Below are 25,502 nucleotides of genomic sequence, written 5' to 3'. Positions count from 1 at the left end.
GGCACACTAAGTCAGCCTCAATTCGCATAAACCTCTCGCTCCCTAAATAGGAAGATGTGCCATGAAACATCTCAAAACATCCTTGCTGCTGCTACTTTCACCGGCGGCGATGGCTAACTGGTCACTCCAGCATTTCCCGGTGTTCACCGAGCAGGACAATGGTATTTTTGTCAGTAATAGCGCACTGACTAAAGGGGAGTATCCGCTTAAGTTTTATCAGAATAAACAGTGCTGGCAACCCACCGGACCGGTGAAGTTGAACCAGACGTTTTCGCTGCAACCCTGTCAGAATAAGGCCGATATTCAGTGGCGATTGTTCCGTGATGGTCAGTATCAGGCACGCATTGATACCCGCAGCGGTACGCCGACGCTCACTTTAAGCCTCACAGAACCTGTGGCGGAAGTGGCAAAAGTCGTAACCCACAGTTGCCAGCGCTGGAATGGCTTGCCTGTTACCGTAGATGTGAGCAAAACCTTTGCTGAAGGCGAAACGATACGGGATTTCTATTCCGGCCAAACGGCAACAGTCTCGCTGGGGAAAATCACGCTACAACCGGCCCCCGAAAGCGGTGGTTTATTACTACTGGAATCAGCCCAAACTCAACATGCCGCGCCATTTAGCTGGCAAAATGCGACTGTTTATTTTGCGCTGACGGATCGTTTTAAAAATGGCAATCCCGCCAATGACCACAGCTACGGCCGCCATGGCGATGGTATGCAGGAAATTGGCACATTCCACGGTGGCGACCTGGCGGGTTTAACCGAGAAACTTGATTATCTGCAACAACTTGGCGTTAATGCCTTGTGGATAAGTTCGCCACTGGAGCAGATTCACGGTTGGGTCGGTGGCGGTACTAAAGGCGATTTCCCGCATTACGCCTATCATGGCTATTACGGGCTGGATTGGACCCGTCTGGATGCCAATATGGGGACTGAACAGGATTTACATAAGCTGGTTGAACAAGCCCATAAACGCGGTATCCGTGTTCTATTTGATGTGGTGATGAATCATGTGGGATACGCCACTTTAGCGGATATGCAAAGTTACCAGTTCGGGGCACTCTATTTGCCAGGCGACCAACTGGAAAAAACACTGGGTAAAAAATGGACCGACTGGACGCCCGGCAAAGGCCAAACCTGGCATAGTTTTAATGATTACATCAATTTCAGTGATAAAACCACCTGGGACAACTGGTGGGGCAAGCAGTGGATCCGCACCGATATTGGCGATTACGACTCACCGGGTTATGACGACCTGACCATGTCATTAGCTTTCTTACCGGACATCAAAACTGAATCCACCCAACCCAGCGGCTTACCGGTGTTTTATCGGCATAAACCCGATACCGCAGCGCGGGAAATTACCGGCGCCACACCGCGTGATTACCTTACTCATTGGTTGAGCCAATGGGTACGTGATTACGGTATCGATGGTTTTCGAGTTGATACTGCCAAGCATGTGGAGAAACCAGCATGGCAACAGCTTAAACAACAAACTACCGCCGCATTGGCTGAATGGAAAGCGGCTCATCCTGAACAAGCACTGGATAACTTACCGTTCTGGATGGCCGGAGAGGCATGGGGCCACGGTGTGATGAAGAGCGATTACTACCAAAACGGCTTCGATGCGATGATTAACTTTGATTTTCAGGATCAGGCGAAACAAGCGCTAGCGTGCTTCTCTTCTATTGATAGCACCTATCAGCAAATGGCTGAAAAACTGCAAGGTTTCAATGTATTGAGTTACCTGTCATCACACGATACCCGATTATTCTTCAAAGATGATGCCCAGCAGTCATTACTGAAACAGCAACAGGCGGGCTCACTGCTGCTGCTGGCCCCAGGTGCAGTGCAAATCTTCTATGGCGATGAAAGTGGGCGGCAATTCGGCCCAACGGGTTCAGATCCGTTGCAGGGCACCCGATCAGATATGAACTGGAATGAACTCACCGGTGCCAAAGGTGCGCTGCTGACACACTGGCAAAAAGTCAGTCAGTTCCGCGCTCGCCATCCGGCGATTGGTGCCGGAGTACAACAATCCCAACAAACTGATGATTATTATGCTTTTAGTCGCCAGTATCAGGGGGATAATGTGCTGGTGGTTTGGGTCGGAGACAAGAAAGAGTAAATAAGAATATTATCCCGCAAAAACACTCCCTGCCGACACTTTCCATCGGCAGGAAGAAATCTTTCCGCATTGCACCCACTTTTATCTACGCGTATGGTACTTGTTCACTTACGGATAACAATAAATTTTCATTTATGAAGTTTTCACTTTTCGGCGATAAATTTACCCGCTACGCGGGTATTACCAGACTGATGGATGACCTCAACGACGGCCTTAGAACCCCAGGTTCTATCATGCTTGGCGGCGGTAATCCGGCACATATTCCAGAGATGGATGCCTACTTCCAACAACTGTGTCAGGAGATGCTGGAGCGCGGGCAATTGACTGAGGCGCTGTGTAATTACGACGGGCCACAAGGCAAAGACTTGCTGCTGAAAGCGCTGGCAAAAATGCTGCGCGAGGAGTTGGGCTGGCAAATTGAGCCACAGAATATTGCACTGACAAATGGCAGTCAGAGCGCATTTTTCTACTTATTTAATTTATTCGCTGGTCGCTATGCTGATGGCAGCCGCCGTCGAGTGCTGTTCCCACTGGCACCGGAGTATCTAGGCTATGCCGATGCAGGTTTGGATGAAGACCTGTTCGTGTCTGCCAAGCCGAATATTGAGCTGCTGCCAGAAGGCCAATTCAAATATCACGTCGATTTCGATCACCTCAATATTACCGATGATATTGGCCTGATATGTGTATCGCGGCCAACCAATCCTACCGGTAATGTAATTACCGATGAAGAGCTGATTCGCCTTGATGCAATAGCTCAGCAACGTGATATTCCGTTATTGATTGATAACGCCTATGGTGTGCCCTTCCCCAGCATCATCTTTACTGATGCGACCCCACTGTGGAATCCGAATATCATCCTGTGCATGAGCCTGTCCAAGCTGGGTTTACCCGGTTCTCGTTGCGGCATTGTGATTGCCGATGAGAAAGTGATTTCGGCCATCACCAATATGAATGGCATTATCAGCTTATCGCCCGGCAGTATGGGGCCTGCGATCGCTGCCGAAATGATTGAGCGTGGTGATTTGTTGCGCTTATCCAATGAGGTGATCCGGCCATTTTACTTTGAACGGGTGCAGCAAACTATCGCTATCCTGCGCAAATACCTGCCGCCTGAACGCTGCCTGATCCACAAACCCGAAGGTGCTATTTTCCTCTGGTTATGGTTTAAAGAGCTGCCGATCAGCACCGAACTACTTTATCAGCGCCTGAAAAAACGGGGGGTGTTGATGGTACCGGGCCACTATTTCTTCCCTGGTCTGGAACATGACTGGCCGCACACCCATCAATGTATGCGGATGAACTATGTGCCCGCGCCTGAGCAAATCGAAAAGGGTGTCGCAATTCTGGCCGAAGAGATTGAGCTGGCATTTCAAGAAGCGAAGTGATTATTAAGCAGCAAATTGCGTAACTTGCTATTCCTTTGGAAAATATCACCTTAGTCTTTATACGGTGAGGATAGGCAGAAGAGTAAAGCGTCCGCGCCAGGGATGGCGCGGCTCGAGCCTCCCGGGATGGATTGACGGCGTCTTTACGATCTGCCTGTTCTCACTGTATTAACACCCTATACGCAGGATAATCGGCTATCCATTACAATGTCCAAAACAGCACGGCCAATATCTGCGGCGACATTATTCGTAAGAACATCGCCAGTGGGTAAACCGTGGCATAAGAGAGCGCTGCCGCACCGCTGGTTGGGTGCAGGCCATTAGCAAATGCCAACGCCGGAGGATCGGTCATTGACCCGGCTAACATGCCGCACAGCGTCAGATAGTTCATCTTAGCTAACATGCGTGCCAGAATCCCCACAGTCAGCAACGGGATGCCGGTAATCATCGCGCCATAACCAATCCATGCCAGCCCATCACCATTAACCAGCGTATTAATAAAATCACCGCCGGACTTCAGCCCGACCACTGACAAGAACAGCACAATCCCCAGTTCACGCAAAGCCAGGTTGGCACTCGGTGGCATAAACCAATACAACTTACCGATGCTACCAATACGCCCAAGAATCAACGCCACCACCAGTGGCCCACCCGCCAGCCCGAGCCGTAATGCTGCCGGGAACCCAGGAATGAACAGCGGTATCGACCCCAGCAATACCCCCAGACCGACACCGATAAATACCGGTAACATCTGCACTTGTTGCAACTTCTGTTGCGCGTTACCCACGACAGCGGATACCGCCTCAATCGCTTCTGGGCGACCCACTAAATTAAGAATGTCACCGAATTGCAGACTGGCACTGTTACTGGCCACCAGTTCGATACCCGCACGATTAAGGCGCGTAATAGCCACGTCATACTTCTGCTTCAGATTGAGGTCACGGATTTTCTTACCTAACACCGCTTCGTTGGTGACTACCACCCTGGCGGTTTGCAACGCCGTCCCCGCAGTGGAAAGCGTAACGTCCACCTCTTCCCCCACCACCAGCCGCACTTTTTCTAAAGCTTCACGCTGACCAACCAAATGCAAATAGTCCCCCAGTTCAATCACCGTGGCGGGCAACGGTACCATCAGCAAATCACCACGTTTCAATCGGGAACAGACCACCTCATCACTATTGAGCAACGGCACATCCTGTACTGACAAACCATTCAGATTAGGGTTGCGCACCGCAACGTTCATGGTTTGCAACAATTCACGATTCTGCCCGTGGCTACTATCAAACTCTTTGGCCTCACGATCGACGTTGATTTTAAAGAATAAACGAATCAGCCACATCACCAGCAAAATGCCACAAATCCCAAATGGGTATGCCATGGCATAACCCATCCCCATTTGGCTAACCAATTGAGGTGGTGACCCCAAATCAGTAAGGATCTGCTGTGCCGCCCCGAGTGCCGGTGTATTAGTCACCGCCCCCGAAAATATCCCCAAAATAATCGGCAGCGGCACGGCAAACAGTTTGTGAATAATGGCAGTCACTAACCCACCGACAATCACCATCAGAATGGCAAAGCAGTTAAGTCGTAACCCCGATACTCGCAGTGAAGAGAAGAACCCCGGTCCGACTTGAATACCAATAGTGTAGACAAACAGAATCAGACCAAACTCCTGAATGAAGTGCAGCATGTCCCCATTAAGAACAACGTCATAGGTTTGTGCAAAATGGCCCACAATAATGCCGCCAAACAGCACCCCGCCAATACCTAATCCAACACCATAGACCTTCCAATTACCGATCCATAACCCCAATACAGCGACCAGCGCCAACATACTGACGGTAAGGGCGATAGCACTCATAAATCACTTCCTTGCCTAAGTTTAAAAACCGGTCGGCCATGTGAAATATCACCAATGTCATACATAGCCTTAAATTCTTATATCCTAAATAATTCGAGTTGCAGGAAGGCGGCAAGCGAGAGAACCCCGATGAGCTTACATGAGTAAGTGATTCGGGTGATTGAACGCAGCCAACGTACATGCAGCTTGAAGAATGACGGACATATAATTAGTAGGGATTCTGTCAGAAGGGGGAACGGTTGAATGTGTGATACACCACAAAATGCACCGGAGAGCGGGGAAACTCTCGGTTAGAAAACGCCGCTAACAAAGCGGCGGCGTTAAGTAAGAAGGGTATACCGGCACCTCACACAGAGGTACCGGTCATCATAATTACTGCTGTTCAGTTTGCTCGGTTGCCGCCGGGCTATCTAATACTTGACGCTCCGCAGGTGCAGCATTGCCGATGGTAATACGCTGTGGTTGCAGCGCTTCTGGCACTTGGCGCAGCAGATCAATATGCAGCAGGCCATTTTCAAACTGAGCATTATCTACATTCAGATGCTCAGCCAGAGTAAAGGTCAATGAGAACTCTTTACGTATCAAGCCTTGATGCAGGTATTCAACCTGTTTTTCTACTGGCGCGGGCTTACCGCGTACCGTCAGGCGTGGGCCTTCTACTTCGATATCCAGTTCGCTCTGCTTAAATCCGGCTAATGCCAGTGAGATGCGATAGTGGTTATCATCAGTTTTCTCAATGTTATATGGCGGGAACCCTTGGGCATCCTGACTGCCTTGCATTGAGCTGGCCAGTTTATCAAAACCAATCCACTGACGAAGTAAAGGTGACAAATCATAATTACGCATAAATATAACTCCTTCTAAGAAGCGAGATAATAGAAAGCCGGTCAGTCCCCGATTACGGCAGACTTGGCTCAGTTATTAATAATGTGACTTAGCCATATTATTGAAAAAACATATTAAGCTGATTGCTTAATTTCAATACGGCGCGGTTTTAAACTTTCTGGTACCAATCGCTCAAGATCGATATACAGTAAGCCATTCACTAAGTTGGCACCTTTAATTTTAATGTGCTCAGCCAACTGGAATTTCCGCTCGAAGTTACGCTCAGCGATACCTTGATATAAATAGGTGCGAGCCACAGGCTCACCAGCATGAGACCCTCGAATAATCAATATGTTATCCTGAGTAACAATTTCCAACTCCTGCTCTGCAAAGCCTGCCACAGCAATAGCAATGCGGTAGTTGTTTTCATCTACCAACTCGACGTTATAGGGAGGGTAACCGCCATTACTTTGGTTCTGGCCGGATTCTAATAGATTAAATAACCGGTCGAAACCGATAGCTGAACGGTACAATGGAGCAAGCTCGGAATTACGCATAAAAACTGCCTCCTAAATATATTAGCAAGGGTGTTATCCTATTTTTAATTAAGCCTTCCACTATGGACAGACTAATGGTCTGAATACCCTATCGGCGTATTCTCTCTGACCTGATAATAAGATGGTATCGGTCTTGTTTTTTTCAAGAGTAAAATCAAAAAAAATTTACACGAAAAATCTCAATAGGATGTTTATTAAACTAATATTCGATAAATCAGCTGTTATAACTTACACTTAAGTTAAATCAGTCCACAAGATTGAATCTTTGACCATCGGAAGTGTCTGTAAATGGGTGTAACAATTTACGACAAAACCTGACATAGTGTCGTGTCAGTTAATCACGGTATCATGAGAGCTGAGTACAACAATGAGAAATACAGTTATCCCTTTTGTTACCGGTTGTTCTCTGCTGTTCGTTAGTGGCTGCTCAAGCATTATGACCCATACCAGCAGCAGTCAGGGCTACTACTCCGGCACTGAAGCCAATGTGGCGATGCTTAAAGATGACAATACCGGCTGGGCGCTACGGCCCCTGTTGGCAGTAGATCTGCCCTTCTCTGCGGTGATGGATACCCTGCTCCTACCCTACGATTATCTGCGCTCAGACAATGAAGACAAAATGGCCAGCTCACCGCGCGAGCGTATCCGCCAATCGGAAACACAAAATCAGCAACCGACACAAACTGTCAGTGCACCGATACAGTAATCACAGCTCGTGGCCTCTCCAGCCCCTGACCGTATTAGCTAAGGGGCCTAGCTTACATTCACAGTAAAGATTTGCACCCACCCATCTATTTCCCGCATAAATGCCACCTTATTACCGTCTGGTGCAAAAACCACCGCATCCGCCAGTGGCGCAACCGTACTGCGAGCCGTCAAACGGCGCAGTTGACCGGTGGTGCTATCACAGAGCATCACACTGTTATCACAGACAAAAGCCAAACTACCGCCCTGTGGATGCCAGCTAAATGCTGATTGAATCCCTCCCTCGCTGAATGTCAGTTGCCGTAGTGAGTCACCATTGGGGGAAACCAGCCATAATTGTACGATACCGCTATCATCTTTCATCAAACAAGCAATGGCACTGCCATCCGGCGATGAACGCAACCAATGACGCGGGCTGGTAGCAAGACCAGGGAAAGGCCGCTCGCTGGTGTAAGTTAGCCGCCGCTGAATCACCCCTGCGGGTGGCGCAGGTAGCGTGCTTTGCGTCCCCTCAAGTGGCATCGTTCCGGCATGGGCATACTCTCGGTCATGTTCGGGCAAATCAGCAATAAAGATTTCTGGGATTTTTTCGCCCTGTGCTGAAAGGGTGTCGCCGATAAAGGCCAATGCCCAACGCTGACGGGTACCGTCCGTTTTAAGATACCCCTGCGTACCAATCCACCCCTCCTCGTATGCCCGATTTATCTGGTCGCTGCCCGCTTGTGGTATGGGCGTGGTGTGACTGACCAAAACACAGAAATGGCTGCCATCATATTCACGAGGATGCTGTTTAGGTGGATTCACGCCATGCAGCGGCAGTGCAATACCCACGTTGCGACAATCCAATAACGGGTCTAATTCATGTAATACATGGTCGTTATAGGTGAAGCTAAGGCGGCTGCCGTCTGGGCTGAAAACATGGACATGGCTACCACCACGCAATGCCCCACGGGTATAGGGCGGGGTGATATCCATCGCATCCAGTGTTACCGCCAGCTCTCTATCCGGTTCGGACACAATCACACCGCGCCGATGATGAAAATCATAGTGCCAGTGGCTATCCGGGTGCTCTGGCCCGTGGATAAACACATAACGCGCGGGTGAGTCTGGGCTGACCGTCACCACACCAACATGCGCCCCCTGCTGAGCGCGATAAATCACCTCAATATCACCAGTAATACAATTAACCCGCTCAATCGTTAAGCCACTAAAAGTGCTACCATTGGGCCGCACATCATAGGCCAACCATTGGCTATCAGGGGTCCAGACATTGATATTAGTGAGTTGATGACCGCGAGGATCAAAGGTGAGTTGCTGTTCTTGTGAAGGGGCATCTTGCTGACAGGTCATCTTGGCTCCGGTGATACGGAAGGCTAAATCATTTATACGAATTATATCACCACCCGGTGCTCTGTCTCTGGTCAAATGCTCTGCATATCACCACTATCAGCGACATGCAGAGTCAGGGTTTATCCCACCCGTTCTACATCTCCGACCAGGAAGATATAAGAGAGTGCGCCCATAAATGCCACTGCTGCGATATAAATCAGGGAAGGAGCAAAACCATAATCCTGTGCCAGATAACCGACCACCAGTGGAACCGTGATCCCCCCCAGCCCACCGACAAAGTTAAAGACGCCACCCGTCAGGCCAATCAACCGCACTGGTGCCAATGATGAAACCAGTGACCAGGTAATAGAAGCGAAGCCGTTACCGAAGAAAGCCAACCCCATTAACACCATAATCCAGAACGGATCGTTGGTATAGTTAGCCCCCATAATGCAGGTAGAAAGCAATAAACCGCAGATAATTGGTGTTTTACGGGCAAAGCCAATGGACTTGCCTTTGCGCACCATGCGATCGGCCACTAGCCCAGAGAGCAATACACCAAAGAAAGCCGCCAAAAACGGTACGGTGGTCATAAAACCGGCAGTCAACGCACTGATATGTTTCTCTTGGGTCAGATAGTTAGGGAACCAAGTCAGGAAGAACCACAGCGTCGAGGTTATGGCAAACTGCCCAATATAGACGCCAACCAGTTTGCGGTTAAATACCAGTTTCCACTCAGCAGCGGTGATGGGGGTTCGGGCTTTTTTCTCGCTCGCCGCATCACCATCAACAATACCGCCACCCGATTGAATGTAATCCAGTTCGGCCTGATTAATACCTTTGGATTTACGTGGTGGCTGATAAACAAAGTGCCATATCAATGCCCATATAACGCCGATCCCCCCAGTGATAATAAATACCCAGTGCCAACTGAGGACTTCCTGTACCCAAATAAGTAATGGAGTCAGAAATGCCAGGCCGACAAACTGACCTGAGGTATAAAAACCAACTGCCGAGGCTCGCTCCTGCTCTGGGAACCAACTGGTGACAATGCGGTTATTGGTTGGGAAAGCAGGCGCTTCAAATAAACCGGTAATCGCACGTAAACCAATTAAGGTGCCCAGCCCGTTCGCAAACCCCTGTAATAAGGTCGCGACTGACCACCCCAAAATAGCAATGAAATACGTCATTTTGGAGCCAACGCGATCGAGGAACCAGCCTCCGGGGATCTGGCATAAGGTATAGGTCCAGGCAAAAGCGGAGAAAATATAACCCATCTGGGTTTTGGTGATACCAAATTCTTCCTGAATATGGGCTGAAGCAACGGCAAGGTTGGCTCTATCAACATAACAAATGACAACCGTGACAAATATCATAAATAGTGTCAGATAGCGCCTTTTGCTTGGGGCAGTAGCTAAGGTCATTTCCATGGTAATGATCCCAATTATAATCGGATTAATATACGCCGAAGCTCCCTGCCCAAATTGCTGATAACACTGTCGCATTACCGTATTTTGGGCGCAAGGGAACTCCTGCGTGTAGGGTCGCAATAAATTGTTATTTAATATAATTTCTATTTTTCCACCCGAATTATTAACCGGAAGAAAATAGTTTTTTAACGGCTGATATACGCTTTATCTTTGTTAGGATTATTTCCCTGATAATTGTATTAGATAATTTATTAATTAATCGAACGAGGGCAACTTACCATTCGGCGACGGCACCATCAGGATAGCGCCAAACCGGATTTCTCCAATCAGGGGCATTCTTGCTGCGTTCAATCACTAATTCCTCATTGATTTCTACCCCTAAGCCGGGTTTTGTCAGTGGATAGAAATGACCATCGGTCATTTTGAAATCGTCTTTATTAATCACATAATCCAGCAACTCAGCACCTTGGTTGTAATGAATCCCCATGCTTTGCTCCTGCAAGACTGCATTGCGGGCGACAAAATCAAGGTGCAAACAAGACGCCAATGCAATTGGCCCAAGTGGGCAATGTGGTGCTAATGCCACATCATAAGACTCTGCCATAGCGGCAATTTTAAAGCACTCAGTCAGGCCACCAGCATGAGATAAGTCAGGTTGAATAATTGCCAGCCCGCCATCGGCCAATACCCGTTTAAATTCAAAACGGGAGAACATCCGCTCGCCTGCTGCGATAGGAATATGGGTTTGTGCCGCCAGACGGGGATAATATTCTGCCTGTTCAGCTAATACGGGTTCTTCAATAAACAATGGGCGATAAGGTTCCAATTCTTTAATCAGGATTTTTGCCATTGGCGCATTAACCCGACCATGAAAATCTAAACCAAATTCAATACGGTTACCAAAGGCTTCACGAATTTGTGCTACGACCGCTACTGCGGCATCAACTTTACGGGCATTATCAATCAGGCCCATTTCCTCACATCCATTGAGTTTAAACGTATCAAAACCAATCTCAGTAAGTTTATTAATACCGCTAATCACATCAGACGGACGATCACCGCCAACCCAACTGTAAGCTTTAATTTTATCGCGAACCAATCCACCCAATAATTGGTAAACCGGAACTCCCAACGCTTTACCTTTAATATCCCATAGCGCCTGATCGATGCCGGCAATAGCACTCATCAGAATAGGACCACCGCGATAGAAACTGCCGCGATATAATGTCTGCCAAATATCGTTGATACGCGCCGGGTCTTGCCCGATAACATATTCCGATAACTCATGTACCGCAGCTTCAACGCTACGAGCACGCCCTTCAATTACCGGTTCACCCCAACCAATAATGCCTTCATCGGTTTCGATTTTCAGAAACATCCAGCGTGGGGGTAAACGGTAAGTGGTTAGCTTGGTAATTTTCATTTTGTAGCATCCTTAAAGGCTTTAATAAACGCAGCCGCTTGTTGTGCGGTCTGAGATACCGATTGGCCTGCGCGGTAAAGGTCACCGCCCAAACCAGCACCAGCACAACCCGCAGCCAAATAAATAGACAAATTCTCAGGTGTAATCCCACCAACGGCAAACACCGGCACCTCAGGGGGCAATACGGCTTTTAATGCTTTGATATAGTCGGGACCAAAAGAGACCGAGGGGAAAATTTTCAGGGCTTGCGCGCCTGCATCCAGCGCCGTGAAAGCTTCAGATGCGGTGGCACACCCAGCGCAAACCGTCATGCCTAACTCAACAGCCCGACGGATCACCGCCGGTTGGGTGTTCGGCGTGACCACCAGCTTGCTGCCCATGCTATGCAACACATCCAGTTGCTCGGGTTTCAGTACCGTGCCCGCACCAATTAATGCACGATGACCAAATTCCGCGACCGTTTGCGCGATACTCACTTCCCATTGTGGGGAATTCAGCGGAATTTCAACCGCATCAAAGCCTGCATCAAGCAGAGCGGCCACATGGTCATGAACTTCCGCCGGTGTGATGCCGCGCAAAATGCCAATCAATGGCATGTTAGTATTCCATTTCATTTACAATACTCCTGATTCCCGCTTGAAAAGCCTGATCGCCATCCAACACCTGATAAAGCATCCCAGCCATCTCTAACCCTTGGGTATAGCGCTCAACCAGTTTAGGATTGCCAATCACCGTAATACACTCTCCAGCAGCGAGCGGATATTGCTGCTGCATCTGCACGATTTCATTGCCAATCAGCAGGCCAGAAAGCCAGTCGCCGACCGATGTTCGCTTCAATCGACCCAACACATGGGCAGCACGCGTCTCAAACAGACAACGCATGATATTGCTGTCATTAAAGCTTTGCGTCAGGCCATCGATAAACGCAGTATTGTCCGGTAATTGAGCCTCCAGCCCTGCCCCCACCAATGAATTATTCAGCAGCAAATAGTGCAATTCACCTGTCATCAGAGTGCGGAAATCCATGACCTGATCACCCTGCATTTGCACCCATTTACTGTGAGTTCCCGGCATTAAATAGACTGATGAAGGCCGTTCGCTATACGCACCGATCAGTTGGGTTTCTTCACCACGCATCACGTTGCGGTTATCTGGCTTATCAACACATAAACCGGGGATAATCCATGCCCGAATTGGCTCAGCCTCCGCCACACAAGTTAATTGACGCGATACCTGCGTAAGACGGGTTGGGCAAGCAAGATAAGGCACTGAAATCCAACCCGCATTGCTGCCAATCATGCCCGCCATCAGCACTGGCAAGTCATACTGTTGCTGCTGCTCGCGCCACGGCGCGATAACCTGCTGAAATATCTGCTGCGCACTTTGCCCATTAAAGCGAGTGACCCCAGCTTCTGAGCGCAACATATCTACACATTCACCACGTAAATAAAGCCAAGCACGCAGATTGGTCGATCCCCAATCAATGGCGATATAGCTTTTATCCATAACTCTGCTCACTCATGTAATATCCTTTAGCCGTTTAGCGGAGCTGGCTATCATGGTTAACGCAGCCCGTTCTGCCGCATCAGCATCTTGATGGCGAATAGCGTCATAAAGATCCTGATGCTCTTGTAATGTGCGCGGCATGTTTTCTTCATCAGGCATGTAGGTTCGTTCAAACACCGCCCGTTGCAGAGAGCTGATTGCCACACTGAGTTGCTGTAATACCGGATTGTGTACCGAAGCCAATACCGCCTCGTGATAGCGGATATCCGCTTCGTTAAATTCGTCTCTATCTTGATGATTGGCGATCATTTCATTGAGTGCCGTTTCAATCACCGCCAGCTCTTTCGAGGTTGCCCTTTCGGCAGCCCAGCGGGCGATAGTTGGCTCGACCAGATTACGCACTTCGCTCATCGCACTGATTAACCGTGGGTCATAATCACTGGCCAGCGCCCATTGCAGTACATCGGTATCGAGATAATTCCACTGATTACGTGGCCGGACAAACGCCCCACGAAAGCGTTTCACTTCAATCAATCGCTTTGCCATCAGCGCCCGAAAAACCTCACGAATCATGTTACGAGAGGTTTGAAATTCCTCACAAATTTCCGCTTCGGCAGGCAACGGTGAGCCCGGTGGATATTTGCCTTCAACAATCTGCTGACCAATAACCAAAATAATGCGGTCTGTTTTACTGAGTTGTTCTTTTGTCATGTTCGCTCCGGTTATTTCAGGTTAACCAATAATGATTCCCTTACTTTACGCATCTCTTGATTAACCGTCCCCACAACGCCGCACAATTTTCAAACTTTGTCATTCAACACAAACAGATTGTAGAGCTATACTTTATTTTTGTACTACAATTTGGATCGCAAAATAAGCAATCCATCACAAAATGAATGAAAAAAACGGCATAACCCCTGTGCATTTAGAAATAAAAGTCTAATATGGATTTTTAATTCCAAATAAAATGACCTATGCTTAATCGATACCAGCCCATTGCCGATGCAATCGCCACCCTTTTCTCTCCCTATGCAGAAGTCGTCATTCATGACTTAACCAGCCAAAAATTGGTTTATATCGCCAACAACTATTCACAGCGGGAATTAGGGGAAGACTCCAATCTCAGTGAGTTGCGATTTGATCAGCACTCACAGGTGATCGGGCCTTACCAAAAGCGTAATTGGGATGGCCGTCAACTGCGTTCCATCAGCACGGTATTACGTGATGACAATAGGCAGCCAATTGGATTGTTATGTATCAATCTGGATATCACCGTATTTGAAAGTGCCAAAGCAGCACTGGAGCTATTCCTGTCAGGGCAACAACTACAGCCACAACCGGATGTGCTGTTTCAGGATGATTGGCAGGAACGCATCAACACTTATATCCATCATTGGTTACAGCAGCAGCAGCTCACGCTAGCAGCTTTGAATAATGCTAGCCGCCGGATGCTCATTGAGACCCTCTATCAACAGGGCGCATTCAACGGTAAGAATGCAGCAGGTTACGTGGCAAAAATCCTCGGCATTGGTCGGGCGACTGTTTATAACCATTTGAAAAATATAAAAACTAGCTAAAGGATTTTAAGGAACCGTCATGAATACATTATTCGATGCCATTAAAGAAGCTCATCAGGTATTACGCCCACAAGTGAGAGTGACGCCGCTGGAATATAGCCCATTGCTATCGCAGCACAGTGGCTGCGAAATCTATCTTAAGTGTGAGCATCTGCAACATACCGGTTCTTTTAAATTTCGTGGAGCCAGTAACAAGTTGCGTTTGTTGACCGATGAACAGCGCCAGAACGGCGTTATTACTGCCTCGACCGGTAACCACGGGCAAGCTATGGCGCTAGCGGGGAAACTGGCAGGAGTGAAAGCCACCATATATGCGCCAGAGCAAGCGGCAGCTATCAAGCTGGAAGTTATTCGCGCACTGGGCGGCCATATTGAACTGGTAGCAGGAGATGCTTTAAATGCCGAACTGGCTGCGAGTATCGCCGCAGAGCAGCAGGGCAAAGTCTATATCTCTCCTTATAACGACCCGCAAGTGATTGCCGGGCAAGGTACCTGTGGCATGGAGATGGTGGAACAGCAACCAGACCTTGATGCTGTGTTTATTGCCGTTGGCGGTGGTGGCCTGATTTCTGGTATTGCGACAGTTTTAAAGAAATTATCGGATAAAACACAGGTGATTGGTTGCTGGCCGGCGAATGCCACCAGCATGTATACCTGCCTGCAAAATGGCCAAATTCAGGAAGTGGCAGAGCAGGAAACCCTGTCTGACGGTACCGCCGGAGGTGTTGAACCCGGAGCCATCACCTTCGCACTTTGCCAACAGTTGATCGATCAGAAAGTCCTGGTGAGTGAGCAGGAAATCAAAGATGCCATGCGCTTGATTGCCCACACAGACCGTTGGATGATTGAAGGTGCTGCTGGTGTGGCATTAGCGGCAGCGTTGAAACTGGCACCACGTTGGCAAGGTAAGAAAGTGGCAGTGGTGCTGTGCGGTAAAAATATCGTACTGGAAAAATATCTGGGAGCCATCGCCGAATGCTAATTTTGAGTAAGCAACAAATTCTTGACAAGTTCGATGCAGATGCCATCACCTTGCTGCTCAAAGAGGGCTTTATTGCATATAGCCAGCAGCAAGTGCAAATGCCCCCAGTGCAACATTTGCTGTTTGGGCAAGCCAACGGTGATTGCTGTATTAAAAGTGGGTATTTGCAAGGTGACAGTCAGTTTGTGGTAAAGGTTTCCGGCGGTTTCTATGATAATCCCGCGCAAGGATTGGCCAGTAATCAAGGGCTGATGATGGCCTTTTCCGCCCTTACTGGCGAGCCACAAGCTATCTTGCTCGATGAGGGGTGGCTAACTGCGCTGCGTACTGCGCTGGCCGGGCGAATTGCCGCCGAGCTTTGCGCACCAAAACATATCAGTGCTATTGGTATCATCGGTACCGGTATGCAGGCACGGCTACATCTGATGTACCTAAAAAGTGTGGTGGCATGCCGTCAGCTATGGGTTTGGGGTCGCAGTGAAACGGCATTAGAGGAGTATCGGCAGTATGCTGAAGATGAAGGTTTCGCGGTTAATACTACACTGAATGCCGCAAAGTTAGCCCGTCAATGCCAGTTGATTATCACCACCACACCGAGCAGAGAACCTATCTTGCAAGCGGCGGATATTCAGCCAGGAACCCATATTACGGCGGTCGGTGCAGATAGTGCAGGTAAACATGAGCTATCCCCTGAACTGGTAGCTAAAGCCGATAAAATCTTGCTGGACTCATGGGCGCAATGCTCAGAATTTGGTGAGATTTCGCAGGCATTCCAGCAAGGGCTATTAGCAACTCACACCTTAACTGAGGTGGGTTCAGTTTTAGCGCAAGGTATCTCTTTTAGAGATAATGACCAACAGATCACTCTGGCGGATTTAACCGGATTAGGGATTCAGGATGTGCAAATAGTGAAAGGGATTCTAGGGTGATAAAAGAGAGGGTAGGCTTTTAGATTTTCTCTGTTGACCTTGAGCGCAATCAGGAATATTGCCGACAAAGTTTACAGGCCGAATGAGCCGCATGGACGCGGCGAAAGGTGCTGTCGAGCTGGGAGCGAGTCAGCACCGGTTCGATTAGCCGGTAAGCTGCCGGAGGGTATGGCGAAGCCACAATATTTCGCGCAAGCCGCAGGTGCAGGAGGGCCGGCCAGCCCTCTTGCTCGGTTGAGGCATAACGGTCGGCAATAGCAACAAATTGAATATCAACCGAAACCTGATCCGAGCAGCAAATTAATGAGCTACTGCATCAGTTAAATATCAAAGTACAAATTTCTCTATCGCTACCGCCACACCGTCTTCACTGTTGGTGCACGTGACAAACTGCGCTATCTCTTTCAATTCAGGGATAGCATTCCCCATTGCAACACCGACACCAGCATAGTTAACCATCGCAATATCATTACCCTGATCACCCAAAGCCATCACATTTTCCTGCGCAATGCCTAAGTGATCTGCCAGCATTTTCACCCCAGTCCCTTTATCCACTCGCTTACTCAGGATTTCCAGATAAAACGGTGCACTCTTCATGATAGTGAAACGCTCAAAAGCTTCGGCTGGCATCATCGCTAAGGCACGATCCAGTTTTTCTGGCTCGTCAATCATCATCACTTTAGGAAAGCGTAATGTTGGGTCCATCTCTTCGATTGCACGATATTTCAATGGAATACCGGTCAATAACACTTCATGTAGGGTGTATTTGCTGATGTCTTTGTTCGCGGTATATAAGGTATCAAAATCAAAAGCCTGGAAGCTAACATCCATTTTGCGCGATAAAGCCTCGAAATAGAGGTAATCCTCAAAACTGATAGTTTCCTGCAAAATACACTCACCCGTGGCGGCTTTTTGCACTAATGCACCGTTATTGCTGATGCAATAATCACCACTGTTTTGCATATTTAATTCACGTAAATAACGTTGGACCCCAATATAGGGCCGACCCGTGGCCAATACCACACAGACCCCTTTAGCCCGGGCAGCATCAATAGCCTGCTTTACCCGTGGAGTGATTTCGTGCTGCGGATCCAGTAACGTGCCGTCCATATCGATAGCGATCAGTTCAATAGCCATAGGTCCTCACATTTATTTAACTAATGCCTCATGCTAACGCGATTCAGCGCTCAAATGCTAGTGAATGGGGTATGAGAGCCAATGGAATAAAAGCGTACGCGCGAGAAATCAATCAGGTAACGACGCATATACAGTCCCGACTTGGACTGGCACTGCAACTGGCATCAGCACAATTTCCCGCCATATATCTTGTATTGGGGTGACAGATTTCTTTGCGTAAACCGGATGTACGAATGATGCGTTTTTTATCCTCAATTAGCATGATCACCCAGGCCCGTCGCTGCCTGCCGCAAGAAGTGGAACGATGACATCACTGAACGGTGTTGGAATATTATGCGCACGCCCGCACCGCTGCACCACGCCGTTACGAATATCCCATTCCAGCGGACGATTCGCCTGACGGTCGGCAAGGATCGAAGTACCTAAATCAGCCGGGGCGCGATGAAAGCCATCCACAATCTCCTGCGGCACGTCATCACTTAGTTTTGCGCCTTCAGCTCGCGCGATGGTGAGGCATTCCCGCAGATAAGCGAGTGCCAACTCGGTGATGTCGGGACGTGTGTACATGCCAGCACGGCGATTCGCCAGTACCATCAACCCCGCCACCGCGTTCTGGAGCAGCTTGCGCCAGGCGATAGAGGTGAAATCAGCCGCCAGCTCGACTAAGCAACGGGTGCCACTTAGCGCGGTGAGCACCAAATTCGCCGGCGGAGAATCCGGCAAGGTAAGACGTGGTTTAGCACGCAGCCATACAGAAGCATCCGGTTCACGCTGTGCGGGGAACCACACTACTGAAGGCAGAACGGTGGCGCCACATACGTAAGGCGCAAGTTGGCTCATCTGCTCAACACCATTTTGCAGTGCGCACACCACGGTATTCTCATTGCATAAAGTCGCCAGCCATGGCGCTGCCGCGTCAACCTGAGTCGATTTTACAGCAACAAAAACCAGATCGACCGGCCGGGTAATCGCTGCGGGATGGATCTGCACTGGTCCGGGTACAATAATCTGGCCGCCGTCATAGCGTAGCTCTAGCTGCGAATGCGCAGTTCGACCGCAAAGTACCGGTGTACGTCCCACCTCATGCAGTACTGCTGCGATGGTGGTGCCAATAGCGCCCGGACCAATAAGCGCAATGGTTGGATTCAAAGACATCTTTCATTCTCCTGATTATCCTATGCTGTCCTGCGGCAACCTGATTGGGATATTCCATGCCCCCCAACCGTTACCTAATGAGGATCGCACCGATAGCAATTACGGTGCACGCCACCACTTTTCTGATGGACAGCGATTTGCCAAGAAATACACAACCTATCACCACGGCAAACAGCACGCTAGCTTCACGCAAAACTGACATCGCCCCATTGGCACATCCGACATAGCGTAAACCTGGTTTGCTGCTCTTGAGTTGATTTTGAATGTCATAACCCGATGAATTCTCAATGGGGTGCAAATAGGCAAAAAAAAGCCCAGAGGCAGCTTACTGCCCTGGGCTTTTCTATCCGATCAATCGCTTATCGGATTAAATATCGATATTGGCTGCGCGTAACGCATTCTCTTCGATAAAGGCACGACGAGGCTCAACCGCATCACCCATCAGGGTGGTGAATAACTGATCCGCTGCAACGGCATCTTTCACCATCACTCGCAGCATACGGCGGCTGGTTGGGTCCATGGTGGTTTCCCACAACTGCTCTGGGTTCATTTCACCCAAGCCTTTATAGCGCTGAATTGCCAAGCCACGGCGAGACTCTTTCACTAACCAGTCCAGCGCATCTTCAAAGCTTGAAACCGGAACTCGGCGTTCGCCACGTTCAACAAATGCGCCTTCTTCAATTAAGCCACGCAGTTTTTCGCCCAGTAGGCAGATCTTGCGATACTCACCGCCGTGGACAAAATCAAAGTCCAGATCATAATCGGTATCTACACCGTGGGTACGGATACGCAATATTGGCTCGAACAATTGACGCTCACGGTTTTCGCGCACCACAGAACTGTAGCTGCTGCCGTGCTGCTCTTTTTCATTCAGTAACACCACCAGTGAATCAATCCACTGTGTCACCACTGCTTTATCGCTCAAATCCTCTTCTTTCAAGGTTGGCTGATAAATCAGGTTATTCAGCAAAGCACGCGGATAACGGCGCTCCATACGAGCAATGGTCTTCTGAACGCTATAATGCTCAGCAACCAGTTTCTCAAAATGCTCGCCCACTAGCGGTGGTGCCTCAGGATTGACGTGCAATGCAGCGCCATCCAGTGCCAGTGTCATCTGATACTGTTCCATCGCATCATCATCTTTGATGTATTGCTCTTGTTTGCCTTTTTTCACTTTATACAGTGGCGGCTGAGCGATAAACACATGGCCACGCTCAATAATTTCCGGCATCTGACGGTAGAAGAAGGTCAATAGCAACGTGCGGATGTGAGAACCATCCACGTCGGCATCGGTCATGATAATGATATTGTGGTAGCGCAGTTTGTCAGGGTTATATTCATCCCGGCCAATACCACAACCCAATGCAGTAATCAGCGTTGCGACTTCCTGCGAAGAAAGCATTTTGTCAAAGCGCGCTTTCTCAACGTTCAGGATTTTACCTTTCAACGGCAAAATGGCCTGGTTCTTACGGTTACGGCCTTGTTTCGCAGAGCCGCCCGCAGAGTCCCCTTCCACTAAGTAGAGTTCGGACAACGCCGGATCTCGTTCCTGACAATCTGCCAGTTTGCCTGGCAAACCTGCCAGGTCCAGCGCGCCTTTACGGCGTGTCATTTCACGCGCTTTACGTGCAGCTTCACGTGCACGGGCAGCATCGATAATTTTGCCAACCACGATTTTGGCGTCGGTTGGGTTTTCCAGCAAATACTCAACCAACTTCTCGTTCATCAGCGTTTCGACCGCCGTTTTCACTTCAGAAGAAACCAATTTATCTTTAGTCTGTGAGGAGAATTTAGGGTCCGGCACTTTAACAGAAACAACAGCAATCAGGCCTTCACGGGCATCATCACCAGTGGCGCTGATTTTCGCTTTCTTGCTGTAGCCTTCTTTGTCCATATAGCTGTTCAGCGTACGGGTCATCGCCGTGCGGAAGCCCACCAAGTGAGTACCACCATCGCGCTGCGGAATGTTATTGGTGAAGCAGTAGATATTTTCTTGGAAACCATCGTTCCACTGCAATGCCACTTCCACACCGATATCATCTTTCATGGTGGAGAAATAGAACACTTTCGGGTGGATCGGGTTTTTGTTTTTGCTCAGATACTCAACAAACGCCCGAATACCCCCTTCATAATGGAAGTGGTCTTCTCTGTCGTTACGTTTGTCTTTCAGTTTGATTGATACACCGGAGTTCAGGAACGACAGCTCGCGCAGGCGTTTAGCCAGAATTTCATACTGGAATTCGATGTTATTGGTGAAGGTCTGGAAACTTGGCCAGAAACGCACGGTCGTCCCGGTCAGATCGGTTTCACCCACCATTTTCAGCGGTGCCTGAGGCACGCCCATTTTGTAGGTTTGCTCGTGAACTTTGCCATCACGGCGAATGACCAGTTCCAGCTTTTCAGACAGGGCGTTAACAACGGACACGCCCACGCCGTGCAAACCGCCGGAAACTTTGTAAGAGTTATCGTCAAATTTACCGCCAGCATGCAACACGGTCATGATGACCTCTGCGGCTGATACCCCTTCCTCTTCGTGCATACCGGTTGGGATACCACGGCCATCATCCTGCACAGAAACAGAGTTATCCGAATGGATGGTGACTATAATTTCTTTACAGTGGCCAGCGAGGGCTTCGTCGATAGCGTTGTCCACAACCTCGAATACCATGTGGTGCAGACCGGTACCGTCATCAGTATCACCGATATACATGCCCGGACGCTTACGAACCGCATCCAGCCCTTTTAATACCTTGATACTTGAGGAGTCATAAGTATTCGACATCAACGTTTCTCGCTCATTTTTAATCCTGTGGTTGAACCTCTATTTTGCCATGTTCCACGCGGAACATCTTGCCCTTTTCGCCTACCATGTCGGCAACTTGCTCAGCACTCACTGCGCTGACAAAAACCTGTGCCTGGGTAGCCTTGAGACGCTCGGCCAATAATCGACGACGGCCGGTGTCCAATTCGGAAGCAAAATCGTCAAGCAGATACAGGCAACGCCGCCCGCTCTGTCGGGTGAGAAACTCACCCTGCGCTAACCGCAGTGCGCACATCAGCAACTTCAACTGACCACGCGATAGCAAATCTTCTACCGGCGTACCCTCGGCCCGAATGCGGAAATCCGCTTTATGTGGCCCGATGGCGGTATAAGTTAGCGCGCGGTCACGCTCAAACTGGCGTTCCAGCAACTCACCATAGTCACTCTCTTTATCCCAGCCGCGCTGGAAAGAGAAACTCAAGGCAAACTCTGGCAGGAACAGGGAGCATGTGGCTGAAATATCTGCCGCAATTGCATCACTGTATGCCGCCCGCCACTCACTAATGCGTTCAGCCAGTGGGATAATTTCCTGATCCCAAGGCCGGATTTGCGCATAGCGACTAACCTGGCGCAGCGCGGCGTTGCGCTGCTTAAGTAATCTTTTTAGATTGCTCCAGGCCGTAAAAAAACCGGGTTCATTATGAAAGCAACCCCAGTCTAAAAAAGCGCGCCGGAATTTTGGCCCGCCATTCAATAAGGTGAACCCCTCAGGGGTGATCAATTGCATGGGCAGCATTTGCGCCAATTCGGCCACTTTGTGGCCGTCAGTGCCATCGATCCGCACCTTGCTATCACCCTGCCGGCTTTTACTTAGCCCAATAGATGATTCACGTTCATTCACATCAACCCGGCCATGTAACACAAACTCGGCACAGTCGTGACGGATCACTCTGCCTGCTTGTAAACTACGAAAAGCCCTACCATGGCCAAGGGTATAAATCGCTTCTAACACACTGGTTTTACCGCTACCGTTGGGGCCAACTAAAAAATTAAACCCCGCTGCCAGCGCCAAGTCTGCCGATTCGATATTACGAAAATCTTTAATTAACAACCGTGTCAGAGCCATGCTGCAAATGTCTTCATTATTGAACATCAAACCATCAAGGGCGTTATCGCATTACCTCTGAAAGAGGGCGTAATTGTCGCAGACAGATTGGGTGCGGACAGCGCACAACCACCGGAGCGTACTTAATGTACGTGAGGATGGTGAGCACTGCCCAATCCCAAGCTGGCAAGTAAGATAGCCCGCTATAGTTCAAAGACGCATTGGCATGACAACATAGGCCGCAGCCTGACTAGCACCGTCTTCAATCTGCACACTGGAGACCGAATCGGTCAATAACAGGCGCACATCTTCGCATTTCAGTGCATTCAGCACATCAAGTACATAGCTGACGTTGAAACCGATCTCCATTTCCGTTCCCTCGTAGCTAACATCGAGGATTTCTTCCGCCTCTTCCTGTTCAGGGTTATTGGCGGTGATTTTGAGCTGATTGTGACTGACATAGAGCCGAACGCCGCGGAACTTCTCATTTGACAAAATTGCTGCACGGGCAAAAGCCTGTTTCAGCAAGTCACAACCCGCTTCTAGCGTTTTGTCAGGGTTCTTCGGCAATACCCGGCGATAATCAGGGAAACGGCCATCAACCAGCTTAGAGGTGAAAATAAAATCCCCCACATGCGCGCGGATGTTGTTGCTGCCGATTTGCAGGCGCAGTGGTGTATCACCCCCATCCAATAACCTGACCAGCTCCATCACACCTTTACGCGGCACGATCACCGAATGTGAAGGTAATGTCTGCCCGATTGGCATGGAACATACCGCCAAACGGTGGCCATCGGTCGCCACAGTGCGCAGCTCTTCACCTTCAGTCTCAAACAGCATACCGTTCAAGTAATAGCGCACATCCTGATGAGCCATCGAGAACTGAGTGGACTCAATCAGACGTTTCAGTGTGGCTTGCGGTAAGGTGAACTCCACCTCACTCTGCCAATCATCCAGATTAGGGAAGTCCGCCGCGGGCAGGGTAGACAGCGAGAAGCGGCTACGGCCAGAGCGCACCAGTAGACGATCACCATCCAGCGCCACCGTGATTTCTGCCCCTTCTGGCAAACCGCGCCAGATATCAAAAAACTTCCGGGCCGGTACGGTGGTTGCTCCCTGGGTATGGGGATTAGACAGCGCCACGCGCGCGACCATCTCCATTTCCAGATCGGTCCCCGTCAGCAACAAAGAGCCTTCGGTCACTTGCAACAACAAGTTACCTAAAATTGGCAACGTAGGACGTCCACCCAGCGGGCTACTGACCTGTTGCAGCGGTTTTAGCAGATGCTCACGTTCAATGATAAATTTCATAGCGCTAGGAGGATAATGTTCTGATTAAGTTAGAGAAATCTTCTTTGATGTCGTGGCTTTCTTCACGCAATTGCTCAATCTTGCGGCAAGCATGCAACACCGTGGTATGGTCGCGGCCACCAAACGCATCGCCGATTTCAGGCAGGCTGTGGTTGGTTAGCTCTTTTGCCAGCGCCATCGCCATTTGGCGCGGGCGGGCCACCGAACGAGAACGCCGTTTGGAGAGCAGGTCAGCGACCTTAATTTTATAATATTCTGCGACAGTCTTTTGAATATTATCGATGGTAACCAGCTTTTCCTGCAATGCCAGCAAGTCACGCAGAGCTTCGCGCACGAAATCAATGGTGATTGCCCGACCGGTAAAGTTGGCATTAGCTATCACACGGTTCAATGCCCCTTCCAGCTCACGCACATTGGAACGCAGACGCTTGGCAATAAAGAACGCAACCTCACCGGGCAAGCGAATATCATTTTCATCCGCTTTCTTCATCAGGATCGCGACTCGGGTTTCTAGTTCCGGCGGCTCAATGGCAACCGTTAAACCCCAGCCAAAACGCGATTTCAAACGATCTTCGACGCCATTGATCTCTTTTGGATAGCGATCTGAGGTCAAAATGATCTGCTGATTACCTTCCAACAAGGCATTAAAGGTGTGGAAAAACTCTTCCTGGGAACGCTCTTTATTGGCAAAGAACTGAATATCATCGATTAATAATGCATCAACGGAACGATAATAGCGTTTAAATTCTTCTATTGCGTTGTTCTGCAAGGCCTTAACCATGTCCTGCACAAAACGCTCCGAATGCATGTAAACCACTTTGGCATTGGCTTTACGCGCCATGATGCCATTCCCTACTGCATGTAACAGGTGAGTCTTACCCAAACCTGTACCGCCATAGAGGAATAACGGGTTATATGCGCCACCCGGATTATCAGCAACCTGACGTGCCGCAGCACGAGCCAGTTGGTTGGATTTACCTTCAACGAAGTTATCAAATGTGTGCTTCGGGTTCACATTCGAACGGTAAGAATGTTCAGGTTGAGCGGGCGAACTGTCCCAACTCGGGCGTACAGGGGCGCTGCGGGTAACCGGAGCGACAGGTGCACTAACACTGGCGGTTACTGGATGGCTGTGTGTTCTTACCGCCGGTTTACTCCCTACTTCAAAACGCAGTAAAGGAACCTCGGAACCACAAAAGTCATTAAGTAAGCCATTGATATTGTTTAAGTACTTATCACGGACCCAGTCCAGTACAAAACGATTAGGGGCGTAAAGCGCCAGAGTATTGTCACTCAGTTCCGCCTGTAGGGGGCGTATCCACATACTAAATTCTGTGGCAGGTAACTCATCCTGCAATCGGGCAAGACACTGCTGCCAAAGCGAAAGTGACAC

21 protein-coding genes are annotated in these 25,502 nt (G+C 49.3%); 6 read left to right on the top strand and 15 right to left on the bottom strand.

Annotated elements, in window-relative coordinates; translation table 11 throughout:
• Window positions 1–61: 61 nt before the first annotated feature.
• Together V1955_RS00105 and V1955_RS00100 are read left to right on the top strand one after the other, a co-directional pair.
• Complete coding sequence (locus V1955_RS00105; RefSeq protein WP_442820405.1) at window positions 62–2,128, top strand: alpha-amylase; 2,067 nt, start codon at window positions 62–64, stop codon at window positions 2,126–2,128.
• Between the two features lie 134 nt (window positions 2,129–2,262).
• Complete coding sequence (locus tag V1955_RS00100) at window positions 2,263–3,516, top strand: valine--pyruvate transaminase (protein ID WP_442820404.1); 1,254 nt, start codon at window positions 2,263–2,265, stop codon at window positions 3,514–3,516.
• Between the two features lie 202 nt (window positions 3,517–3,718).
• Here V1955_RS00100 and V1955_RS00095 read toward each other — a convergent pair whose 3' ends face one another.
• The 3 genes from V1955_RS00095 to ibpA form a co-directional block, all read right to left on the bottom strand.
• On the bottom strand, window positions 3,719–5,377 hold the full coding sequence (locus tag V1955_RS00095; protein ID WP_083161504.1) for a putative transporter: 1,659 nt from the start codon (window positions 5,375–5,377) through the stop codon (window positions 3,719–3,721).
• Between the two features lie 372 nt (window positions 5,378–5,749).
• Complete coding sequence (ibpB, locus tag V1955_RS00090) at window positions 5,750–6,223, bottom strand: small heat shock chaperone IbpB (protein WP_083161508.1); 474 nt, start codon at window positions 6,221–6,223, stop codon at window positions 5,750–5,752.
• 113 nt (window positions 6,224–6,336) lie between these two features.
• Window positions 6,337–6,759: a small heat shock chaperone IbpA gene (gene ibpA, locus V1955_RS00085; RefSeq protein ID WP_372568433.1), complete on the bottom strand. Its 423-nt coding sequence runs from the start codon at window positions 6,757–6,759 to the stop codon at window positions 6,337–6,339.
• 367 nt (window positions 6,760–7,126) lie between these two features.
• On the opposite strand from ibpA, the gene V1955_RS00080 reads away from it, so the two are divergent.
• Window positions 7,127–7,465 carry a YceK/YidQ family lipoprotein gene (locus tag V1955_RS00080; RefSeq protein WP_083161512.1) on the top strand — a complete coding sequence of 113 codons (339 nt, stop codon included), beginning with the start codon at window positions 7,127–7,129 and terminating at the stop codon, window positions 7,463–7,465.
• Window positions 7,466–7,512: 47 nt separating this feature from the next.
• On the opposite strand, the gene V1955_RS00075 is transcribed toward V1955_RS00080, so the two are convergent.
• The 6 genes from V1955_RS00075 to dgoR all read right to left on the bottom strand — a co-directional run bounded on the left by V1955_RS00075 (window position 7,513) and on the right by dgoR (window position 13,863).
• Window positions 7,513–8,814 (bottom strand): DUF3748 domain-containing protein, encoded by a 1,302-nt coding sequence (locus tag V1955_RS00075; protein WP_372568432.1) that lies wholly within the window; start codon window positions 8,812–8,814, stop codon window positions 7,513–7,515.
• Between the two features lie 119 nt (window positions 8,815–8,933).
• Window positions 8,934–10,223, bottom strand: coding sequence for an MFS transporter (locus V1955_RS00070; RefSeq protein WP_102970574.1), 1,290 nt, complete (start codon window positions 10,221–10,223; stop codon window positions 8,934–8,936).
• 274 nt (window positions 10,224–10,497) lie between these two features.
• Entirely contained in the window at window positions 10,498–11,646 is a 1,149-nt protein-coding gene (gene dgoD, locus V1955_RS00065) for a galactonate dehydratase (RefSeq protein WP_083161516.1), read from the bottom strand.
• Window positions 11,643–12,260, bottom strand: a complete 618-nt coding sequence (locus V1955_RS00060) for a 2-dehydro-3-deoxy-6-phosphogalactonate aldolase (RefSeq protein ID WP_050087293.1) — start codon at window positions 12,258–12,260, stop codon at window positions 11,643–11,645. The genes dgoD and V1955_RS00060 overlap by 4 nt, the downstream gene beginning before the upstream one ends.
• Window positions 12,244–13,152, bottom strand: a complete 909-nt coding sequence (locus V1955_RS00055) for a 2-dehydro-3-deoxygalactonokinase (RefSeq protein WP_083161518.1) — start codon at window positions 13,150–13,152, stop codon at window positions 12,244–12,246. Before V1955_RS00055 ends, V1955_RS00060 begins: the two co-directional genes overlap by 17 nt.
• A gap of 12 nt (window positions 13,153–13,164) precedes the next feature.
• Window positions 13,165–13,863: a D-galactonate utilization transcriptional regulator DgoR gene (dgoR, locus tag V1955_RS00050; protein ID WP_083161520.1), complete on the bottom strand. Its 699-nt coding sequence runs from the start codon at window positions 13,861–13,863 to the stop codon at window positions 13,165–13,167.
• A 263-nt stretch (window positions 13,864–14,126) separates the two neighbouring features.
• Between dgoR and V1955_RS00045 the strand changes: the two genes are divergently transcribed.
• From V1955_RS00045 to V1955_RS00035, 3 genes are read left to right on the top strand one after another with little or no spacing between them, the layout of a single operon-like run.
• Window positions 14,127–14,729 (top strand): helix-turn-helix transcriptional regulator, encoded by a 603-nt coding sequence (locus tag V1955_RS00045; RefSeq protein WP_083161522.1) that lies wholly within the window; start codon window positions 14,127–14,129, stop codon window positions 14,727–14,729.
• A 19-nt stretch (window positions 14,730–14,748) separates the two neighbouring features.
• On the top strand, window positions 14,749–15,711 hold the full coding sequence (locus V1955_RS00040) for a threonine/serine dehydratase (protein ID WP_083161524.1): 963 nt from the start codon (window positions 14,749–14,751) through the stop codon (window positions 15,709–15,711).
• Window positions 15,705–16,640: an ornithine cyclodeaminase family protein gene (locus V1955_RS00035; RefSeq protein WP_083161527.1), complete on the top strand. Its 936-nt coding sequence runs from the start codon at window positions 15,705–15,707 to the stop codon at window positions 16,638–16,640. The genes V1955_RS00040 and V1955_RS00035 overlap by 7 nt, the downstream gene beginning before the upstream one ends.
• A gap of 327 nt (window positions 16,641–16,967) precedes the next feature.
• Here the strand turns inward: V1955_RS00035 and yidA are convergent, their stop codons facing one another.
• The 6 genes from yidA to dnaA all read right to left on the bottom strand — a co-directional run.
• Window positions 16,968–17,777 carry a sugar-phosphatase gene (gene yidA, locus V1955_RS00030; protein WP_420072749.1) on the bottom strand — a complete coding sequence of 270 codons (810 nt, stop codon included), beginning with the start codon at window positions 17,775–17,777 and terminating at the stop codon, window positions 16,968–16,970.
• A 264-nt stretch (window positions 17,778–18,041) separates the two neighbouring features.
• Complete coding sequence (locus V1955_RS00025) at window positions 18,042–18,932, bottom strand: oxidoreductase (RefSeq protein WP_372568427.1); 891 nt, start codon at window positions 18,930–18,932, stop codon at window positions 18,042–18,044.
• A gap of 367 nt (window positions 18,933–19,299) precedes the next feature.
• Window positions 19,300–21,714: a DNA topoisomerase (ATP-hydrolyzing) subunit B gene (gene gyrB / locus V1955_RS00020; protein ID WP_083161534.1), complete on the bottom strand. Its 2,415-nt coding sequence runs from the start codon at window positions 21,712–21,714 to the stop codon at window positions 19,300–19,302.
• Between the two features lie 19 nt (window positions 21,715–21,733).
• A complete protein-coding gene (gene recF / locus V1955_RS00015) occupies window positions 21,734–22,819 on the bottom strand; it encodes a DNA replication/repair protein RecF (protein WP_083163975.1) in 1,086 nt (361 codons plus the stop codon).
• Window positions 22,820–23,008: 189 nt separating this feature from the next.
• Entirely contained in the window at window positions 23,009–24,109 is a 1,101-nt protein-coding gene (gene dnaN, locus V1955_RS00010) for a DNA polymerase III subunit beta (protein ID WP_005186756.1), read from the bottom strand.
• Window positions 24,110–24,113: 4 nt separating this feature from the next.
• Window positions 24,114–25,502 (bottom strand): chromosomal replication initiator protein DnaA (dnaA, locus tag V1955_RS00005; protein WP_372568425.1); only part of this gene is annotated, 1,389 nt, incomplete at its 5' end.

Origin of the sequence: Yersinia sp. 2545 StPb PI (assembly GCF_052217125.1) — a bacterium.
In the GTDB taxonomy this organism is placed as follows: Bacteria; Pseudomonadota; Gammaproteobacteria; order Enterobacterales; family Enterobacteriaceae; genus Yersinia; species Yersinia enterocolitica_E.
This window is presented reverse-complemented; position numbering and strand designations above follow the sequence as displayed.

Bases quoted from the DNA above. Each gene is read 5' to 3' on its own strand.
- V1955_RS00100 (WP_442820404.1), top strand. From the start codon at position 2,263: ATGAAGTTTTCACTTTTCGGCGATAAATTTACCCGCTACGCGGGTATT.
- V1955_RS00060 (WP_050087293.1), bottom strand. From the start codon at position 12,260: ATGAAATGGAATACTAACATGCCATTGATTGGCATTTTGCGCGGCATC.
- ibpA (WP_372568433.1), bottom strand. From the start codon at position 6,759: ATGCGTAATTCCGAGCTTGCTCCATTGTACCGTTCAGCTATCGGTTTC.
- V1955_RS00035 (WP_083161527.1), top strand. From the start codon at position 15,705: ATGCTAATTTTGAGTAAGCAACAAATTCTTGACAAGTTCGATGCAGAT.
- V1955_RS00040 (WP_083161524.1), top strand. From the start codon at position 14,749: ATGAATACATTATTCGATGCCATTAAAGAAGCTCATCAGGTATTACGC.
- dnaN (WP_005186756.1), bottom strand. From the start codon at position 24,109: ATGAAATTTATCATTGAACGTGAGCATCTGCTAAAACCGCTGCAACAG.
- yidA (WP_420072749.1), bottom strand. From the start codon at position 17,777: ATGGCTATTGAACTGATCGCTATCGATATGGACGGCACGTTACTGGAT.
- recF (WP_083163975.1), bottom strand. From the start codon at position 22,819: ATGGCTCTGACACGGTTGTTAATTAAAGATTTTCGTAATATCGAATCG.
- V1955_RS00025 (WP_372568427.1), bottom strand. From the start codon at position 18,932: ATGTCTTTGAATCCAACCATTGCGCTTATTGGTCCGGGCGCTATTGGC.
- dgoD (WP_083161516.1), bottom strand. From the start codon at position 11,646: ATGAAAATTACCAAGCTAACCACTTACCGTTTACCCCCACGCTGGATG.
- V1955_RS00055 (WP_083161518.1), bottom strand. From the start codon at position 13,152: ATGGATAAAAGCTATATCGCCATTGATTGGGGATCGACCAATCTGCGT.
- V1955_RS00075 (WP_372568432.1), bottom strand. From the start codon at position 8,814: ATGACCTGTCAGCAAGATGCCCCTTCACAAGAACAGCAACTCACCTTT.
- V1955_RS00095 (WP_083161504.1), bottom strand. From the start codon at position 5,377: ATGAGTGCTATCGCCCTTACCGTCAGTATGTTGGCGCTGGTCGCTGTA.
- ibpB (WP_083161508.1), bottom strand. From the start codon at position 6,223: ATGCGTAATTATGATTTGTCACCTTTACTTCGTCAGTGGATTGGTTTT.
- V1955_RS00105 (WP_442820405.1), top strand. From the start codon at position 62: ATGAAACATCTCAAAACATCCTTGCTGCTGCTACTTTCACCGGCGGCG.
- dgoR (WP_083161520.1), bottom strand. From the start codon at position 13,863: ATGACAAAAGAACAACTCAGTAAAACAGACCGCATTATTTTGGTTATT.
- V1955_RS00080 (WP_083161512.1), top strand. From the start codon at position 7,127: ATGAGAAATACAGTTATCCCTTTTGTTACCGGTTGTTCTCTGCTGTTC.
- V1955_RS00045 (WP_083161522.1), top strand. From the start codon at position 14,127: ATGCTTAATCGATACCAGCCCATTGCCGATGCAATCGCCACCCTTTTC.
- gyrB (WP_083161534.1), bottom strand. From the start codon at position 21,714: ATGTCGAATACTTATGACTCCTCAAGTATCAAGGTATTAAAAGGGCTG.
- V1955_RS00070 (WP_102970574.1), bottom strand. From the start codon at position 10,223: ATGGAAATGACCTTAGCTACTGCCCCAAGCAAAAGGCGCTATCTGACA.